Source organism: Phenylobacterium sp. LjRoot219, from assembly GCF_964252995.1.
GTDB lineage: Bacteria > Pseudomonadota > Alphaproteobacteria > Caulobacterales > Caulobacteraceae > Phenylobacterium.
Genome location: NZ_CAXUQI020000001.1, coordinates 953,266 through 970,619 on the forward strand (window position 1 = coordinate 953,266; position 17,354 = coordinate 970,619).

Annotated in this window: 17 protein-coding genes; 12 read left to right on the top strand and 5 right to left on the bottom strand. The window is 70.5% G+C overall.

Annotation, left to right across the window (positions count from 1 at the left end):
* Positions 1-227: 227 nt before the first annotated feature.
* Entirely contained in the window at positions 228-701 is a 474-nt protein-coding gene (locus ACSQ14_RS04720; RefSeq protein ID WP_436010233.1) for a hypothetical protein, read from the bottom strand.
* Positions 702-1,125: 424 nt separating this feature from the next.
* Between ACSQ14_RS04720 and ACSQ14_RS04725 the strand changes: the two genes are divergently transcribed.
* Complete coding sequence (locus ACSQ14_RS04725; RefSeq protein ID WP_436010235.1) at positions 1,126-2,649, top strand: DHA2 family efflux MFS transporter permease subunit; 1,524 nt, start codon at positions 1,126-1,128, stop codon at positions 2,647-2,649.
* Here the strand turns inward: ACSQ14_RS04725 and ACSQ14_RS04730 are convergent.
* Positions 2,646-3,218, bottom strand: a complete 573-nt coding sequence (locus tag ACSQ14_RS04730; RefSeq protein WP_436010237.1) for a 3'-5' exonuclease — start codon at positions 3,216-3,218, stop codon at positions 2,646-2,648. The two genes, ACSQ14_RS04725 and ACSQ14_RS04730, sit on opposite strands and share 4 nt — an antisense overlap.
* A gap of 85 nt (positions 3,219-3,303) precedes the next feature.
* Between ACSQ14_RS04730 and ACSQ14_RS04735 the strand changes: the two genes are divergently transcribed.
* Positions 3,304-4,326 (top strand): zinc-dependent alcohol dehydrogenase, encoded by a 1,023-nt coding sequence (locus ACSQ14_RS04735; RefSeq protein ID WP_436010239.1) that lies wholly within the window; start codon positions 3,304-3,306, stop codon positions 4,324-4,326.
* 111 nt (positions 4,327-4,437) lie between these two features.
* Positions 4,438-4,944 carry a septal ring lytic transglycosylase RlpA family protein gene (locus tag ACSQ14_RS04740; protein ID WP_436010241.1) on the top strand — a complete coding sequence of 169 codons (507 nt, stop codon included), beginning with the start codon at positions 4,438-4,440 and terminating at the stop codon, positions 4,942-4,944.
* Positions 4,945-5,010: 66 nt separating this feature from the next.
* Here ACSQ14_RS04740 and ACSQ14_RS04745 read toward each other — a convergent pair whose 3' ends face one another.
* Positions 5,011-6,162 carry a sensor histidine kinase gene (locus ACSQ14_RS04745; protein WP_436010243.1) on the bottom strand — a complete coding sequence of 384 codons (1,152 nt, stop codon included), beginning with the start codon at positions 6,160-6,162 and terminating at the stop codon, positions 5,011-5,013.
* 239 nt (positions 6,163-6,401) lie between these two features.
* Here ACSQ14_RS04745 and ACSQ14_RS04750 point away from each other — a divergent pair, with 239 nt between their 5' ends.
* From ACSQ14_RS04750 to ACSQ14_RS04760, 3 genes are all read left to right on the top strand, one after another.
* Positions 6,402-6,932, top strand: coding sequence for a hemerythrin domain-containing protein (locus tag ACSQ14_RS04750; RefSeq protein ID WP_436010245.1), 531 nt, complete (start codon positions 6,402-6,404; stop codon positions 6,930-6,932).
* Positions 6,933-7,003: 71 nt separating this feature from the next.
* Positions 7,004-8,224, top strand: coding sequence for a DUF2252 family protein (locus tag ACSQ14_RS04755; RefSeq protein ID WP_436010247.1), 1,221 nt, complete (start codon positions 7,004-7,006; stop codon positions 8,222-8,224).
* 140 nt (positions 8,225-8,364) lie between these two features.
* The gene (locus ACSQ14_RS04760; protein ID WP_436010249.1) at positions 8,365-10,290 is read left to right on the top strand and encodes an HWE histidine kinase domain-containing protein; all 1,926 of its coding nucleotides are present in this window, start codon (positions 8,365-8,367) and stop codon (positions 10,288-10,290) included.
* Positions 10,291-10,293: 3 nt separating this feature from the next.
* Here the strand turns inward: ACSQ14_RS04760 and ACSQ14_RS04765 are convergent, their stop codons facing one another.
* A complete protein-coding gene (locus ACSQ14_RS04765) occupies positions 10,294-10,509 on the bottom strand; it encodes a hypothetical protein (protein ID WP_436010251.1) in 216 nt (71 codons plus the stop codon).
* 140 nt (positions 10,510-10,649) lie between these two features.
* Here ACSQ14_RS04765 and ACSQ14_RS04770 point away from each other — a divergent pair, with 140 nt between their 5' ends.
* The 4 genes from ACSQ14_RS04770 (at position 10,650) to ACSQ14_RS04785 (ending at position 15,243) form a co-directional block, all read left to right on the top strand.
* Positions 10,650-11,066 (top strand): nuclear transport factor 2 family protein, encoded by a 417-nt coding sequence (locus ACSQ14_RS04770; RefSeq protein WP_436010253.1) that lies wholly within the window; start codon positions 10,650-10,652, stop codon positions 11,064-11,066.
* A gap of 104 nt (positions 11,067-11,170) precedes the next feature.
* Positions 11,171-13,249, top strand: a complete 2,079-nt coding sequence (locus ACSQ14_RS04775) for an FAD-dependent oxidoreductase (protein ID WP_436010255.1) — start codon at positions 11,171-11,173, stop codon at positions 13,247-13,249.
* 158 nt (positions 13,250-13,407) lie between these two features.
* Positions 13,408-14,604, top strand: a complete 1,197-nt coding sequence (locus ACSQ14_RS04780; protein WP_436010257.1) for an amidohydrolase family protein — start codon at positions 13,408-13,410, stop codon at positions 14,602-14,604.
* Between the two features lie 60 nt (positions 14,605-14,664).
* Positions 14,665-15,243, top strand: coding sequence for a DUF7700 domain-containing protein (locus tag ACSQ14_RS04785; protein ID WP_436010259.1), 579 nt, complete (start codon positions 14,665-14,667; stop codon positions 15,241-15,243).
* A 135-nt stretch (positions 15,244-15,378) separates the two neighbouring features.
* Here ACSQ14_RS04785 and ACSQ14_RS04790 read toward each other — a convergent pair whose 3' ends face one another.
* Positions 15,379-15,894, bottom strand: a complete 516-nt coding sequence (locus ACSQ14_RS04790) for a YybH family protein (RefSeq protein WP_436010261.1) — start codon at positions 15,892-15,894, stop codon at positions 15,379-15,381.
* A 178-nt stretch (positions 15,895-16,072) separates the two neighbouring features.
* Here ACSQ14_RS04790 and ACSQ14_RS04795 point away from each other — a divergent pair, with 178 nt between their 5' ends.
* Positions 16,073-16,816: a hypothetical protein gene (locus ACSQ14_RS04795; RefSeq protein ID WP_436010263.1), complete on the top strand. Its 744-nt coding sequence runs from the start codon at positions 16,073-16,075 to the stop codon at positions 16,814-16,816.
* Between the two features lie 240 nt (positions 16,817-17,056).
* On the top strand, positions 17,057-17,329 hold the full coding sequence (locus ACSQ14_RS04800) for a hypothetical protein (RefSeq protein WP_436010265.1): 273 nt from the start codon (positions 17,057-17,059) through the stop codon (positions 17,327-17,329).
* Positions 17,330-17,354 lie beyond the last annotated feature (25 nt).

Genomic DNA, 17,354 nt, shown 5'->3' on the forward strand with positions numbered 1-17,354 from the left:
CGGCGGGCGTGGGGTGAGCGGCCGGCATTTAACGGCCGTCGCCTAGGGCGGCGCAAGAACGCGCACTTGACCCTCGCGGCGCCCGGCGGGGCTTCGGCGGCGCCGTCCATGCCATCATCCCGGACGCGCGTCAGCGCGATCCGGGACCCAGGGGCGGTGCGCACGGCCCCTGGGTCCCGGCTCTCCGCTCCGCTCCGGCCGGGATGACGGATTGGAAGCGTAAAGCCCTAGGCCATCGCTTCGGCGCCCGCGCTTTCCCAGCCGCCGGTCGAGGTCTGGTCCATCGCCCGCTGCAGATAGATGTCCAGGTGGCGCAGCTTTCCGGCGGCGTTGAACTCGTAGACGGTCAGCGAATTCACCACGTCCTTGTTGTCGCCGACCTTGCTGCGCTCCTCGAGCTCGAGGAACACTCGGCCGGCGTCCTCGGTCACCCGCTTGAAGCTGCACTCCCACTCGGAGCTGGTGGCCCACTGTGTCAGGATGGTCGTGTACTGGTTCCAGTCGACCACCTCCTTGAAGCAGCCGACGCGGACGAAGTTCTCGACGTCGACCATCGCCGCCAGCGGCGCCCAGCTGTCGACGGTGAAGCCGGGCTGTTTGGCCTGGTCGACCAGCCGCTTCATCACCTCGCTGTATTCCAGCACGGTGCGGGCGTTGCCGCCGGCGGCCATCGCTGCGGCCTTGTCGGTGTAGGTGGTCATTTCGGGCCCTCCCTGCGGCCTGTAATCGTTCCCTCCGGCTCTCGGGCGGCCGGGTCGGGCGGTCATTTGCTCCCAGGCGGCAAGGCGAGGCAATGGCCCGCAGGCCGTATCGCCCGGGCGCTGAAAGCTTCCGTTAGGTCAACGTCTTAGCGGGAGCGCGGCGGCTCGGAGGCCCCAGATCCTCCCCCTCAGGGGGAGGTGGCCCGAAGGGCCGGAGGGGGCTTCCGCTCAGAAGCTCGGGTTAGGCGGTCTCCATCGGGGTCTGGGCGGACACCCCCTCAGTCGCTCCGCGACAGCTCCCCCAGAGGGGGAGCATCTCATTCGCCGGGACGCTAGCCCCCATCGCCGCGGCGGCTTCGTACCCCGCCGCCTCGCCAAGCCGGCCCGCGCCGTCTAGCGTCGCGCCGGGGAGGACCGGCGATCCATGAGCGCCACCGAGAGTACAGTGTCGCGGGTCATCGCGACGGGCGGCCTGATGCTGGCCACCCTGATGGTGACGATCGACATGACGATCGCCAACGTCGCCCTGCCGCACATGCAGGGGTCGCTGTCGGCGTCCCAGGAACAGATGACCTGGGTGCTGACCTCCTACATCGTCGCCACCGCAATCATGACGCCGCTGTCCGGCTGGCTGTCGATGAAGATCGGCCGCAAGCGGCTGTTCCTGATCTCTGTGGTCAGCTTCGTGGCCATGTCGCTGCTCTGCGGCATCGCCACCAGCCTGCCGGAGATGGTGGTGTTCCGGCTGCTGCAGGGCTTCGCCGGGGCCTCGATGATGCCGATCTCCCAGGCGACGCTGCTCGACCTGTGGCCGCGGCGGCTGACCGCCCAGGTGATGGCGGTGTGGAGCGCGGTGGTGATGGCCGCGCCGATCCTGGGGCCCACCCTCGGCGGCTGGCTGACCGAGTCCTACTCCTGGCGCTGGTGCTTCTACATCAATGTGCCGCTCGGCGTGGTCGGCTTCGTCGGCGTCTACCTGTTCCTGCCGCGCGACGCCGGCGGCCTGCAGCGGCCGTTCGACTTCCTGGGCTTCACCGCGCTGGTGCTGTTCACCGCCTCGCTGCAGCTGATGGTCGACCGCGGCCATGGCCAGGACTGGTTCCAGAGCCGTGAGATCTGGACCTACGCGATCATCGTCGGCTGCGGCCTCTACGTCTTCGTCATGCAGACGCTGACCGCCGAGCACCCGTTCTTCGCCCGCGAGCTGTTCCGCGACCGCAACTTCTCCTCCTGCCTGGTGTTCAGCGTGCTGCTCTCGGCGGTGCTGTTCGGTTCGATCGCTCTGATGCCGCTCTTCATGCAGCACCTGATGGGCTACACCGCCCTGCAGGCCGGCTGGACCACGGTGCCGCGCGGCGTCGGCGCGGTGGTCGCCATGGCCGTGGTGCCGGGGATGGCGGCCCGCCTGGGCCCCCGGCGCACCATGCTGGTCGGCGCCCTGCTCAACAGCCTGGCGCTCTGGCACATGGGCCACTTCGACCTGGCCATGACCGCCACGCCGATCAAGGTCACCGGCTTCATTCAGGGCTTCGGCCAGGGGCTGATGTTCAACCCGATGGCGGTGCTCAGCTTCGCCACCCTCGGCGGTCACCTGCGCACCGAGGCCGCGGTGCTGTCGGGCATGCTGCGCAACCTCGGCGGCAGCATCGGTATCGGCCTGGCCAGCGCCTTCCAGATCCGCCAGAGCGCCTTGGCCCACGAGGCGCTGGCCGGCCACATCGCCCCCTCCAACCCGGTGATCGGCTACGCCCTGCCGCCGATGTTCGAAGGCTCCGGCGAGGCGCTGGCGGCGCTGAACGGCGAGATCACCCGCCAGGCCTCGATGATCGGCTATGACGCCGCCTTCGGCTGGATGTTCATGGCCAGCGTCGCCATGCTGCCGCTGTTGCTGCTGATGAAGCCGGCCCAGCCGCGGCCCGGCGAACTGGTCCAGGTGCACGCGGACTAGCCGCCTGCGGCCGCGGCCAGCGCCAGCCGGCGGACCTCGCGCCAGATCGCCAGTTCGGCCTGCGCGTCGGCCAGGGCGCGATGCTTCGGCGGCTCGTCCGCCAGCCGCCGCCGCGCCGCCGCCAGGAACACTGTCGCCAGCATCGCCAGCTCGTCGTCGGGCCGGCCCGGCAGCGCCTCGGCGACCGCGGCGCGGGCCGCCTCGTCGACGTCCTTCAGCCGCAGCGCATGGCGCGGCAGGCCGGCGGCACGCAGCAGCACGCTCATCCACTTGCCGTCCCAGGAGGGCGCGCTGACGTAGACCTCGTGGTCGCTGAGCGCCTCCAGCGCCCGGCGCGCCACCGCCTCGAGCGGCTGGCCGGCGGCCAGCAGCCGCTCGCGGCTCAGGCCGTGCAACGCCTCGGCGGTCGGATCCCAGTCGGTCCAGTCCGGCGCCGGGCGGATCAGCCAGCTCTCCAGCGACCCGTCCTCGCCCGCCCAGCCGACCTCGATCGGATAGCTGTCGGGTCCGAGCGACGAGGCCTCGAAGTCCAGGAACACCCGCATGGCCGGATGACGCGCGCCGACCATCCAGGGTTCCACCGGAGTTCCGGGCGGCGGCGAAAGGCCTAGAAGCCGGCTCGAAAGCTTTCGTCCCGATCCAGGAGCGAGCCCGATGGCGCTCATGAAGGCTGCGGTCGCCCGCACGTTCAAATCCCCGCTGACCTTGGAAGAGGTGCCGATCCCGACCCCGGGCCCGGGCGAGGTGCTGGTGAAGATCGCCGCCAGCGGCGTCTGCCACACCGACCTGCACGCGATCGACGGCGACTGGCCGGTCAAGCCGAAGCTGCCGCTGATCCCCGGCCACGAGGGCGTCGGGACGGTCGCTGCGCTGGGGCCCGGCGTCGCCGACCTGCGCGAGGGTGACGCGGTCGGCGTGCCCTGGCTGCACGACGCCTGCCGGGCCTGCGAATACTGCGAGACCGGCTGGGAGACGCTGTGTGAGCGCCAACACAACACCGGCTACGCGGTGGACGGCGGCTATGCGGAATATGTCATCGCCAGCGCGCCGTTCGTCGGCCGGTTGCCGCAGCAGGTCGACTTCGTGGCGATGGCCCCGATACTCTGCGCCGGGGTGACGGTCTACAAGGGGCTCAAGGAGACCGAGGCCCGGCCCGGCGAATGGGTGATGATCTCCGGCGTCGGCGGCCTCGGCCACGTCGCCGTGCAGTACGCCAAGGCGATGGGGATGAACGTCATCGCCCTCGACGTCGGCGAGGCCAAGCTCAAGTTCGCCCGCAGCCTCGGCGCCGACCTGGCGTTCGACGCGCGCGACCCCGGAACTGTCGAGGCGGTCGTGCGCGAGACCGGCGGCGGTGCGCACGGCGTGCTGGTCACCGCGGTCTCGCCGCCCGCCTTCCGCCAGGCCATCGACTGCGCCCGCCGGCGCGGCACGGTCGCCCTGGTCGGCCTGCCGCCGGGCGAGTTCCCGGCGCCGATCTTCGACATCGTGCTGAAGCGGGTGACCGTCCGCGGCTCGATCGTCGGCACCCGCCGCGACCTCGCCGAGGCGATCGCCTTCGCTGTCGACGGCAAGGTGAAGGCGAACGTCGCCGCCCGCCCGCTCGCAGACGTCAACGCGGTGCTGGACGACCTGCGCGCCGGCCGGATCGAGGGCCGCGTCGCCCTGACGATGTAGCCCCAGGGCGGCTTGGCCGGGAACTTTTTGGCCCGCTTGGTCGTCTTGCGCCTACGTGCCCGGGCCGGGCGAGGTGATGGCGGCTCCCGGCGCGACGGGAGGGACGCCGTCATGTCCCTGGATCTGCTGCGTCGCGTACTGTTCTCGGCCTCCGGGCGCGCCTCGCCCGCCGTATGGGCCGCGCGCCTCGCCCCGGTCCTGGCGCTGGCGACGCTGGCCGGCTGCAAGCGCGAACAGCCGCCGCCCCCGCCGCCGATCGCCGCCCAGGCCCCGCCGACGCCGCCGAAGCCCAAGCCCCAGCCGCGGTTGGGCCGCGCCCAGGTCGGCTTCGCCTCCTGGTACGGCCGAGCCTTCGCCGGCCGCCGCACCGCCAGCGGCGAACGCTTCGACCCCAACGACATGACCGCCGCCCACCGCACCCTGCCGTTGGGCACGATCGCCCGGGTCACCAACACCGAGACCGGCCACTGGGTCCACGTCGAGGTCAACGACCGCGGCCCCTACGCCCACGGCCGCATCCTCGACCTCTCGCGCCAGGCCGCGGCCCGGCTGGGGATGGTCAACGACGGCGTGGCGCGGGTGAAGGTGCAGGCGGTGCTGGCGCCGTCGGACGGCTGAGGGCGGTGGCCACCACTGGTAAGGGCGGTGAAGCGCCAGGTGCTGACCCTGGGTCGTGTGACGCCGCTAGCTTCCGGCTTCCCCGTCGCCGAGCCGGAACTCCACGTCGAGCCGCACGCCGGCTTCCGACGACCAGTTCGCCTGGCCGCCCAATTGCCGGGCCAAGCCCTCGATCAGGGTCATGCCGGTCCCGCGGCGAAGTCCTGACGGTTCCGTTGCGAAACCGACGCCATTGTCGGCGATCCGAAGCGCCGCCGTGTCGTCGGAGGACGGCGCCAAGCTGACCGTCAGCCGTCCGCCCGGGCCCTTGAAGCCATACTTGAAACTGTTCGTGGTGAACTCGTTCAGGATCAGGCCCACGGCGCCGGCGACGCGCGGCGAGACGTCGAGTTCGGCGACATCGATCTCCAGCTCCACGGGCCCCCCCGCGCCGCGGTGCAAGGCGCTGAGGTTCTCGAGCAGCTGCTGGACGTAGGGCCGCAGCGCCACGCGATCGACATCCTCGCGGGAATAGAGCTGCTCCTGCACCAGGCGCAGCGTCTCGATCCGCTCGCTCATGATCCGCAGTTCGTCCCGCACCTCGGCGGACGCGCCCTTGGACCGCAGCCGGATAATGCTCTGGACGGCCGCCAGGTCGTTCTTGACGCGGTGCTGCAGTTCACGGAGCAGCATCGCGTTGCGATCGCGCGCCGCCCTGAGATCGCTGACCTTGTGCAGTCGATCGATCACCGGGCCGAGGATGGTCGCATAGGTCGTGAGGAAGGCGATGTCCTCTTCGTCGAAGTCGCGCGGCTCGCGCGAATCCACCTGCAGCAGGCCATAGGGCTCGCCGCCGGGGACGAAGATCGGCACGTTCACCAGCGCCACCACGCCGTGCTCCCGCATGAAGTCGGGAAACTCGAACCTCCGCTCGGTGGCGATGTCCTGAGTGATCAGCGGTTCGGCGGTGTTGAGCGCGTGGGTTTCCGAGGACCGCTCGCCGAGCGGCAGGCGCACCTTGCCGACCACGCTCGCCCCCCAGCCGTAGCCGGCGCGGACCAAGGCTTCGTTGGTCGCGGGATCTAACTCCAGCACCTTGGCGAAATTGACGTTCAGCGCCTCCGCCACCAGGCGGCAGGCCTCCGTGAGGATCTCCTGCACGTCGTTGCTGCGCAGCGCGGCCTCGCCGAACCCGGCGAGCGCCCGTTGCCGTCGGACCATTTCGTCGCGATCAGCCATCCGCTCTCACCAGCATGCCTGCATCGTAGAACGCAGTGCACGACGATAGCTGCATCCTGAGCATGCCACCAACGCTTGATGCGTCCGGCCAGAATTCGAGCCCGGGCGCGGAGGCTGGAACGCCCAAAGGAGACGCCTCCTCGAGCGCCAGCGGTTATGCGCGAACGTCTCGCAACGTGAACAAATTCGGAACCATCCCTGCAGCGAGCCCTTCCGTCTGCACCCCAAGGAGATGGTTTATGGCTACCCCTGAGAGACTCGACGCCGTTGCATTGCTGAAGGCTGATCACCGCAAGGTGGAAGATTTGTTCGCCAAGTTCGAAGCCGCCAAGGGCGACGGCAAGAAGAAGGTCCTGGCCGAACAGATCTGCCTGGAGCTGACCGTCCACACCAAGCTCGAAGAAGACGTCTTCTACCCAGCCTGCGAAGGCCACGTGGAGGAAGATCTGCTGAAGGAAGCCTATGTCGAGCATGACGGCGCCAAGGTGCTGGTCGCCGAGATCGAAGCGGGCGGCCCAGATGACGCCTTCTACGACGCCAAGGTGAAGGTGCTTTCCGAGCAGATCGCCCACCACGTCGAGGAGGAAGAAAAGCGGGTCGACGGCATGTTCAGCCAGGCTCGCAAGGCCGGCCTCGACATGGACGCGCTCGGCGCGACGATGGCCGCGGAGAAGCAGCAGTTGACCGCCAGCTACAAGTCCGGAGGCTTGCCGACGCCGAAGGCCCCGACCCTGGAAGCCACCGCCATCGGTCAGGCGCCGGCGGTCTAGATTTCCGCATTCTTGCAGGTGAGGCGGCCGGCGATCCGGTCGCCTTTTCCGTGTCGGCACGGAGGTTCCTCGTGTTCGAGACCAAGACCAAGCGCGCGGCCATGGTCGGCCCGGACGAGCGGGCCGATCGACTGCGAGATTCCCGCAACCTGAAGATGGCCCGCTCGGCCCACGCCTATGCGCGCGGCAGCACAGTGAAGTTCTACGAATGGCTCGACGCCCGCCCGGGGGCGATCCCGGAAGGGCCGCCGGTCTGGATCTGCGGCGACTGCCACGTTGGAAACCTCGGCCCGCTGGCCGACAACAAGGGGCGGGTGGCGTTTCAGATCCGCGATCTCGACCAGACGGTCATCGGCAATCCCGCCCACGACCTGATCCGCCTGGGCCTCTCCCTCGTCTCCGCCGCGCGCGGCTCGGACCTTCCCGGCGTCACGACCGCGGGCGTTCTCGAACACCTGATGGCCGGCTACGAGACGGCCATGGACGGCGAGTTCGACGCCGAGGGGGAAAAGGCGCTCCGGCCTGACGCGATTCACGGCCTGCTCAACCGCTCCGTCCGCCGGCGCTGGCGCCACCTCGCGGCCGAACGGCTCGATACGGTCAAACCCATGGTTCCGTTGGGCAAGAAGTTCTGGGCGCTCACGGCCGAGGAGCGCGGCGCGCTCGGCGGCCTGTTGGAGCAGGACGCCGTCCGGGCCCTGCTCACCCGGCTGCAATCGCGCGACAGCGGCGATCCGGTTGCGATGGTGGACGCGGCCTACTGGATGAAGGGCTGCAACTCCCTCGGCCGGCTGAGGTTTGCGGCGATGATCCGCATCGGCCAGGGCTCGTCGGCGACGCTCTGCCTGGTGGATCTGAAGGAGAGCGTGGCGGCGGCCGCGCCAAGTGCCGCGAAGGCCAGCATGCCGCGCGACAACGCCGTGCGTGTCGTCACCGGCGCCAAGGCCTTGTCCCCCAATCTGGGCGAGCGGATGATCGCCACCCGGCTGCTCGATAAGGCCGTCGTCCTGCGCGAGCTGATGCCGCAGGACCTGAAGCTGGAGATCGATCGCCTGACCCCGGCCAAGGCCATGGCGCTGGCGGCCTACCTCGCCGGGGTCGTCGGCAAGGCCCATGGCCGCCAGATGGGCGCCGATGGGCGGGCGAGTTGGAAAGCCGAGCTCGGTCGCGCCCGTTCCGCTGAGCTCGATGCGCCCAGCTGGCTGTGGTCGTGCGTCGTCGACCTGTTGGGCATTCATGAGCGCGCCTACCTCGAGCACTGCCGCATGTTCGCCCTGAGTCACGCCGCCTGACGAACCGCCGCGGGATGGTCTCAGAGGGGAACCTGGAAGCTACCGGTCTTCCGCACCGCGGCTTGAGCGTCCCCTGACGGGCTGACTCGGCGAGCGCACCGGCCCGTACTCGCGTCCTCGTTGGTTGCAGGCGTAGGCCGATGGCGCCTTTGCTGGCGCCTGACGTGTTGATGTCGATGGCGAAGTCGGACGAGTTCGCGAGCGAGGCGGCCTTCCTGCGCGGCGGCGGTGCGGCCGGCGCGTTGATCGCGGCCTACGACTGGGCCTCGACGCCGCTCGGCCCGCTGGCGGCTTGGCCGCAGAGCCTGAAGGTCGCGACCGCGATCGTGCTGCACTCGCCGGCTCCGATGGCGCTGCTGTGGGGCGAGGACGGCGTCACCCTCTACAACGACGCCTACGCCGCGCTGCTCGGGCAAGGGCATCCGCGGACGCTGGGCTCCAAGGCCCGCGAGACCTCGGCGGTCGCCGACCTCAGCGACCGGGCGATCCGGGCGGGACTGGCCGGACAGAGCGTGACGCTGCACGACCTGCCGGTCACGCTGAACCGCGCCGGGCGACCCGAGCAGTTCTGGCTCAACATCGACTGCTCGCCGGTGACGGACGACGCCGGCGTTCCGGTCGGGGTGCTGACCATCGTCGTCGAGACCACTTCGCGGGTGCTGGCCGAGCGCAAGGCCGCGCTGGAGATCGAGCGGCTGCGGAGCATCTTCCAGCAGGCCCCGGGCTTCATCTGCCTGCTCAGCGGACCGGACCATGTCTTCGAGTTCGTCAACGACGCCCACAAGCGGCTGTTCGGCGACCGCGACGCCGTCGGCAGGCCGATCCGCGAGGCGTTCGCCGACATCGCCGACCAGGGTTTTCCGGAAATCCTCGACCAGGTGTGGGCGACCGAGCAGCGTTACATCGCCCGCGCCTCGCGGGGGATGATCTCCACCTGGACCGGGGGCCCCAGGACCGAGCGCTTTCTGGACCTGGTGCTCGAGCCGGTGACCGGCCCCAGCGGCGAGATCGTCGGCATCTTCCTCGAGGGGTTCGACGTCACCGAAAATGTGCGCGCCCAGACCGCGATCGCAGAGAGCAATCGTAGGCTGACCGCGGCGATCGCCGTCGCCCGGCTGGGCGCCTTTGAAATGGTGCAGGAGACCGGGGCGGCGACGCTCGACGCGCGCGCCCGCGAGATCTACGGGTTCGAGGCCGATGAGCCCCTGACGATCGCCGACCTGACCCAGCGGATCGACAGCCGCGATCTGGCGCGGGTCGCGGGCGAGGCGGCGGCGGCCGATGCGAGCCGGCGCAAGCGCAACGAACTCGAGTACCGGATCCGCCGACCCGACGGCGCCGTCCGCAACGTCGTCAGCGTCAGCGACCGCATGCTCGGGCCGGACGGGCGGATCCAGCGGGTGGTCGGGGTGTTCGACGACGTCACCGAGCGCCGCCGCGCCGAGCAGCGTCAGCGCATGCTGATCAACGAGCTGAACCACCGGGTGAAGAACACGCTGGCGACCGTGCAATCGATCGCCGCTCAGACGCTGCGCGCAGCGCCTGACCTGCCGAGCGCCCGGGCGTCCTTCGAGGCGCGGCTGCTGGCGCTGGCCGCAGCGCACGATCTGCTGAACGCGGAAAGCTGGCACGGCGCCCTGCTGCCCGATGTCGTCGCTTCCGCCATGGCGCCGTTCGAGAGCCGCCAGCGCCCGCAGATCAGCCGCTCAGGCCCGCCGGTCTGGCTGACCCCGCAGCAGGCGCTCGGCTTCAGCATGGCGCTGCACGAGCTCGCCACCAACGCGGTGAAGTACGGGGCGCTGTCCGGTCCGGACGGGCGGGTGACGATCCACTGGAGCCGTCAGGAGGACGACGAACTGGTCCTGTCCTGGGCCGAACAGGGCGGCCCGCCGGTGGTCCCGCCGGACCGCCCGGGGTTCGGCTCGCGGCTGCTGCAGCGCAGCCTGGCGCGGGAGCTGGCGGGCGAAGCGGCCCTGACCTTCGCCCCGGAAGGCGTGCGCTGGCAGATCCGCTTCAAGATGGAGACCGCCGCCCCGGCGCCTGAGTTCGTGGTCCCCGGACCCTGAGCATCAGGCCCGCGCGGTGGTTGATCGCGGATTGGGACGGGTGTGGCTGAGCGGCCCGGCGAACACGCTGATCCGCTGGTCGCCGCGCCAGAGCTCCCCGCCGAAGGACGGCACGCTGTGCGACGCCCGTTCGATCGCCTCCACGTCCGACGCGCATGACCAGTCTTCGGCGTGGCCCGCCTCGCCCGCGGAATTCAGCGTTACAAAGCGATAGTCCATGATCTCGTCCTCCCTCGCCGAGAACAAGTCAGGGCAGGAGGGGTTCCGCCCCCGGAGCGCCGGTTGGCCGGGGCTGGCCGCGCTAGCGTGACCGCCGTACGCTCCTCGACAAGACGCTGCGAGAGCGGGGAGGAACGACCTTGGACACCCGGGATATCGTCGACATCTATCAGCTCGAGGCGCTGTGCCACCACGTGGTCGACGCGCCCGACCAGAGCCGCTTTCCGCTGGTGTTCACCGACGACGCCCGGTTCGACGGCCGGCCGTCCGGCGGGCCGCTGTGCGAAGGCATGGAGGCGATCAAGGCCTTCTTCGCGCTGGGCAAGCCGCCGCATCCGGCGGCGCATCACATGACCAACTGCTGGGTGCGCGAGGAGGACGGCCGGGTGCTGGTCAAGATGAAGTGGCTGGTGCCGATCCCCGGGACCGGCGGCTTCGCCGGCGGCGACAACGACGACTGGGTGGTGCGCACCGACGACGGCTGGCGGATCAAGGAACGTGTCGCGACGCTGCGCTACCCGGGCGAGGCGGCCGGGGCCGGGGCGGTCTGGAGCTGATCCGTCCGGGCCGCTAGCGCGGCTGCGCCATCGGCGCCCATACTCCTCCCGTCGAGCCGGCCTTCAGAGCCGGCCGGCGCACCGTCCACGGGAGGACACGCCGCATGCATCCGCGTTATCCGCAGGTGTTCAGCCCGATCCGGCTCGGGCCGGTCGAGCTTTCCAACCGCTACTATTTCTCGCCGCACGGGGTGGCGCTGACGGTCGGGACCAAGCCGTCCAACGACCTGGTCGCCTACGCCGTCGAGCGGGTGCGCGACGGCGGCTGCGGGCTGGTGATCCTCAGCTGCACGGTCCACGACCGCGGGCGGCACTACCAGCCCTGCCCCTATCCGCCGGAGAACGTCGCGGCTTTCCGCGCCCTGGCCGACGCGGTGCATGCGGCCGGCGGCAAGATCTTCGCCCAGCTCTGGTACTGGTGGGGGGCGAACGGCCACTGGGAGCCGCTGGGCGTGCCAGCCCCGGCGCTCGGCCCCTCGGCCTCGCAATACGCCTTCGGCGGGCGCACCTCCTCGACCCACGCGATCGGCCGCGAGGAGATCGCCCGGATGGGCGAGGTCTGGCGCCAGTCGGTCGGCAACCTGCGCGCCGCCGGCTTCGACGGGGTCGAGTTGCACGCCTCGCACGGCGGCCTGCTGGAGCAGTTCCTGTCGCCCTATTTCAACCGCCGCACCGACGAATACGGCGGCAGTTTCGACAATCGGCTGCGGCTGCTGGTCGAGACGCTGGAGATCGCCCGCGAGGCGGCCGGCCCGGCGATGGCCGTCGGCATGCGCTTCAACTGCGACGAGCTGCTGCCCGGCGGCTACGACACCGGCCAAGCGCGCGAGGTGCTGAGCGCGGTCTGCGGCCGCGGGCTGCTCGACTTCGTCGACCTCGACGTCGCCGTCGAGCCGAACCAGCTCTACTACGGCATGCCGACGGTGTTCGTGGCCGAGCAGGTCTACCGTCCCTATGTCGAGGCGGTGCGCGGCGCGGCCGGCGACGTGCCGGTGCTCAGCGTGCTCGGGCGGATCACCGAGATGGGCCAGGCCGAGGCGGCGATCGGGGCCGGGATCTGCGACCTCGTCGGCTCCACCCGGCAGCTGATCGCCGAGCCGCGGTTCGTCCAACTCGCCCGCGACGGGACCGAGGCGCTCGGGCGCACCTGCATCGCCTGCAACTGGTGCCTCGCCTCGATGGGCGACGGGGCGCAGGGCTGTTCGATCAACCCGGCCAGCTATCGCGAGCGCCGCTGGGGGCTCGACAGCTTCACCCCGGCCGCCAAGTCCTCAACCGTGGTGGTGGTCGGCGGTGGACCGGGCGGGCTGGAGGCGGCGCGCGTGGCCGCCCTGCGCGGTTGTCAGGTGACGCTGCTCGAGGCGCGCGGCGAACTCGGCGGGGCGCTGAAGCTCTGGGCCGACCTTCCGGGGCGCGAATTCTACGCCAAGGCGGTCGGCTGGTGGGCGCGCGAGCTCGACCGGCTAGGGGTGACGGTGCGGCTCGGGGAGGCGGCGACGCCAGAGACGGTGCTGGCGCTCTTGCCCGACGCGGTGATCGTCGCCACCGGCGCGCGGTTCAGCCCGGGCGGCCGCAGCGCCCTGATCGACCAGGACATCGCCGGCGCCGACCTGCCGCACGTGCTGCGGCCCGAGGACATCCTGCTGGGCGGGGCGCGGCCGAAAGGTCGGGTGGTGCTGCTCGACGGGGAGGGGACCCACGCCAGTCTGGGGCTCGCCGAGTTGCTGGCGGTCGACGGCTGCGAGGTGCTGTACCTGTCGTCCGGCTTTGCGCCCTATTCGGCGCGGGTGCAGGACGCCTTCGAATCCGAGTTGGTGGTCAAGCGGCTCCTGGAGGCCGGCGTCCGCTTCGTCCCATCGACCTGGGTGCGGGCGATCGGACCGCGCGAGGTGGCGGTGTTCGAGGTCGCCACCGGGCGGGCCTCGGTGCTGGAGGCGGTCGACGCGGTGGTGCTGGTGACCGGTCGCGAGCCGGTCGACGACCTCGCCGTCGCCCTGGAGGGCAAGGTCGCCCAGCTGTTCACGATCGGCGACGCCCTGGCCGTGCGGCCGCTGGCGACGGCGGCCTACGAGGGCCAGAAGTTCGCCCGGCTGATCGGCGAGCCGGACGCCCCGGCGACGACCGCCGAGGCCTACTTCCGGGCCGAGGACCTCAACACCTTCCCGGCCCCGGCGGACGCATAGTCCTTTCCGTCATCCCGGCCGGAGCGAAGCGGAGCGCCGGCCCCTTGGGCCGTCCGGGATGACGGGCTCTTTCAGTTGTCGCGGCTTGACGGTCCTCGCAATAGCGATAGATTGTTCGTAATCACGAACAACGAGCTGGACCGGTGGGAGGACGCGAGATGGCCCTGGACCAAGCGCTGGAGCCTGCTGGGGCGGCGGCCAAGACCCGACGGCGGGTGGTCGACGCCGATTCCCACCTCGATCCGCCGCACGAGATGTGGCGTGACTATCTGCCGGCGCACCTGCGCGAGCGGGCGCCCTATATCGAGGCCGGCGAGGACCACGACTGGGTGGTGTTCGAGGGCAAGCGCCGGCCGCTGCGGATGGTCAACAACACCGCCGGCAAGGCCTTCACCGAGTACAAGGAGTTCGCCCGCCGCGCGCAGATGCGCGAGGTCTGGCGGCCGGAACAGCGGCTGGCTGACATGGACGCCGACGGCATCGACGCGGCCGTGCTGTTCGGCGGCGGGCCGCTCGGGACCACCGACAGCGAGCTCTACATCGCCAGCTTCGAGGCCTACAACCGCTGGCTCTGGGACTTCTGCGGCGTCGACCGCAAGCGGCTGGCCGGCGTCGCCTACCTGCCGATGCGCGACCTCGACGAGACGCTGGGGCTGCTGCGCCAGGCCGCCCAGCTCGGCCACCGCACGGTCAACATCCCGGCCTTCCCGCAGGCCAAGGACGGCGTCAGCACGGTGGCCCGGGTCGAGGCGCTGGCCACCGGACAGGTCGCGGCGCTGACCGGCGACCCGAGCGGCGGGCGTTCCTACGCCCACGCCGAGTTCGACCGCTTCTGGGCCGAGGTCCAGGACCTCGACATGACGGTGACGGTGCACCTTGGCGGCCGGGTGCCGCGGTTCGGCAACAAGGAGCACTTCTTGCCGGACATGCCGATGAGCAAGCTGGCGATGGCCGAGCCGATCGGCATCCTGATCTTCGGCTGCGTCTTCGACCGCTTCCCGAAGCTGCGCTTCGCCACCGTGGAGAGCGGGGTCGGCTGGTTCGCCTGGGCGGCGGAGTACATGGACCGCACCTGGGAGCGGCAGCGCTTCTGGACCGGCAGCCAGCTGGCTGAGACGCCGAGCTTCTACTGGGACCGCAACGTGTTCGGCTCGTTCATCCAGGACCGCGCGGGGATCCTGATGCGCGACCTGCCGGGCGGGCGGAACATCATGTGGTCGTCGGACTATCCGCACTCCGAGACCACCTTCCCGCACTCGCACGCGATCATCGACCGCGACTTCGCCGGGGTGCCGGAGGCGGACGTCCGCGAGATCGTCGGCGGCCGCGCGGCGCGGCTCTACGGGTTCGACTGAGCGCGGCGCCCGAGCGGGCCCGTCGTCGTTTCAACAACAAGACCGATCGGAGGAAGCGCCATGTCCGAAGCCACTGCGGCCCAGAAGCCGGAGAAGACCGTCCAGGTCGTCCGCGGCCAGCACCACAAGTTCATGCTGCTGCCGGTGATGCACCACAACGCCGCCTGGTTCGAGGCCGGGCCGGTGACCTTCGCCATCGAGGCCCGGGTGCTGGGCGACAGCAAGGGCGTGGTCGGCGAGCGCGGCGCCAGCCTGCACATCTTCAGCGCCGACCGCGCGCTGGAGTATGTGCGGTTCGACAACTTCCAGCACGGGCCGCACTACCACTACATCCTCAACGACCTGCAGCATAACGTGGTCTGGGGCTACGACCCGGACGCCAACGGGCCGATGCTGCAATGGGCGCTGGCGGCGATCCGCGACCGGCTGCCGTCCCTGCTGCGCCGCGCCGGCGCGGTCGCCCTGGCCGAGCAGGTCGAGCGCGAAGGCTTCGACACGACGGTGCTGCCGAAGCTCGAACAGGCGATGCAGGCGGCCTGGGAGCGCTGCTTCACCGAAGCCGACGAGATGGTCGCCGAAGGCCGCGACTGGTACGTCCGCTGGAAAGAAATCCACCCGCAGTTCAACACCGTGGATTGAGGCGCGCCTTCACTCTCACGCGTCATCCCGGCCGTAGCGAAGCGGAGAGCCGGGACCCAGGGCGGCGCGCGGGGCCCCTGGGTCCCGGATCGGCCTTTCAGGCCGTCCGGGATGACGGGTTAGTCTGGCGTCCGCTCACGCCGGCGGGCTCTGGAACCCCCGGCCCGAGAGGTTCGCCGCCGTCGCGTCCGCCGGCGGGAAGCCGGGCGGCGGGCCGTAGTCGGGCTGGTCGAAGAAGGTCCCGGTCAGGTCCGGCGGGCCGATGTAGTGCAGCTGGAACAGCCGCCAGGCGCAGCGCCAGCGGTCGCCCTGGTCCTCGAACCGCTCCCAATAGGTCCCGATCGTCGAGCCCGGCTTGCCGTCCTTGAAGGCGTTCTGCTCGGTGACATAGGTCCGCCCCTCGGCCACGCCGTCGCCGACGGTCAGGATCGGCGTGCGGAAGGTCATCATCACCCGCTCGCAGTTGCCGATCAGCCGGGCGAACCCCGCGGTGATCTCGCCGCGGCCGTGCAGCACCATGCCGGCCAGCCGCCACTCGGCGGTCTCGGTGAAGCAGTCGCCGAACGCCTCGGCGTCCTTGCGCCAGACGGCGTCGACGATGTGCGCGTGCAACTGGCGGATCGCCGCCTCGGCGACGAGGAAGTCTGACATGCCGACGGTCTCCGAAAGGATTAATCCGCCGGTAACCCTAAGCCCAAAGCCGGGCCTTACGTGGCGTCAAAACAACAGTCGGGGCGCCGCGGCGCCCAGAAAACGAGCTTCACTGTTGCCAGACACGGCACGATAGAACTAGGGGCGCGCCCTCTCATAAGTTGAGTAGGGGAATTCCATGCGTACCTTCCTGATCGCCACTGTCGCGACCGCCGCCCTGTTCGGCGCCGCCTCGGCGCAAGCCCAAGTCGTCGGCCACGCCGGGGTCAACTACGCCTACACCGACGGCGAAGTCGCCGGCTTCGACTACGACGCCGACGCCTTCCAGCTCGAAGGCGCCGCGGCCTTCAAGCTCGGCGGCCTGGGCGCCCAGGTCGACGGCTCGTTCACCGACAGCGACGACATGGACGCGGTCTGGTCGGCCACCGGCCACCTGAACGGCGACCTCGGCGGCGCGCTGGTCGGCGGCTTCGCCGGCTTCTCGACCACGGACGACGACACCCTGTGGGGCGTCGGCGCCGAAGCGCAAGCCGACCTCGCCGCCTCGACCGTGCTGTACGGCCAAGTCGGCTACGGCCAGATCGATGACGTCGACGCCGACCTGTGGGCGGTGCGCGGCGAACTGCGCCACTACTTCGCCGAGAACATCCGCCTGAGCGGCTCGATCGGCTACGTCAACGTCGACGCCGGCCCGGTCGACGCCGACAACTGGACCTTCGGCGTCGAGGGCGAATACCAGTTCGCCAGCACCCCGTACTCGCTGTTCGCCGGCTATCAGCGCGTCGACGGCGACGCGGACGTGGAAGCCAACGTCTTCCAGGTCGGCGCCCGCTACACCTTCGGCGGCGCGACCCTGCGCGGCCGCGACGCGGCCGGCGCCATGCTGGGCGGCGTCAACAAGCTGTTCGGCCTGGGCAACTAAGGCCGCACGTCGGGAAGGCGCGTCCGGCTCAGCTCGGGCGCGCCTTCCTGGCGCATTTGATCGGCGTCGCCGACCGTTCGGACCGCGGCGGGACGCTTAAGAGCGCCTGCGACGTTCGAAACCTGCGCCGCCCGGGATGATGTGGGCTATTCTCCCGCGAACGCCGCCGTCGCCGGCCGCGCGAGTCACCGCAGAGAGAGCCGCGCCGCGGTTCGCGCCGGGGCTCAGTTAGGATGTCCGATGAAAAGCCCCTCCAAGCCTGTCCGCCGCGGTTCCCCCGCGGCGAGCTTTCGCACGCAGATCGAGAAGGCCGAGGTCGCGGGCTGCGCGCGGGGCGACATGACGCTGCGTCTCACGCTCGGTGACGCCAGCCTGCTGAAGCGCGATCCGGCGCTCGCGGTGACCGACATCACCTTCGCCGACGGCGCGATGACCTTCCTCGGCGTGCCGATCCAAGAGGGCGGCGTGACGGAGAGCAAGCTGGTGGTGGCGAAGGCCGCCGACGGCGAGTGACGCGCCGGTCGCCGGCGTGGCCGGC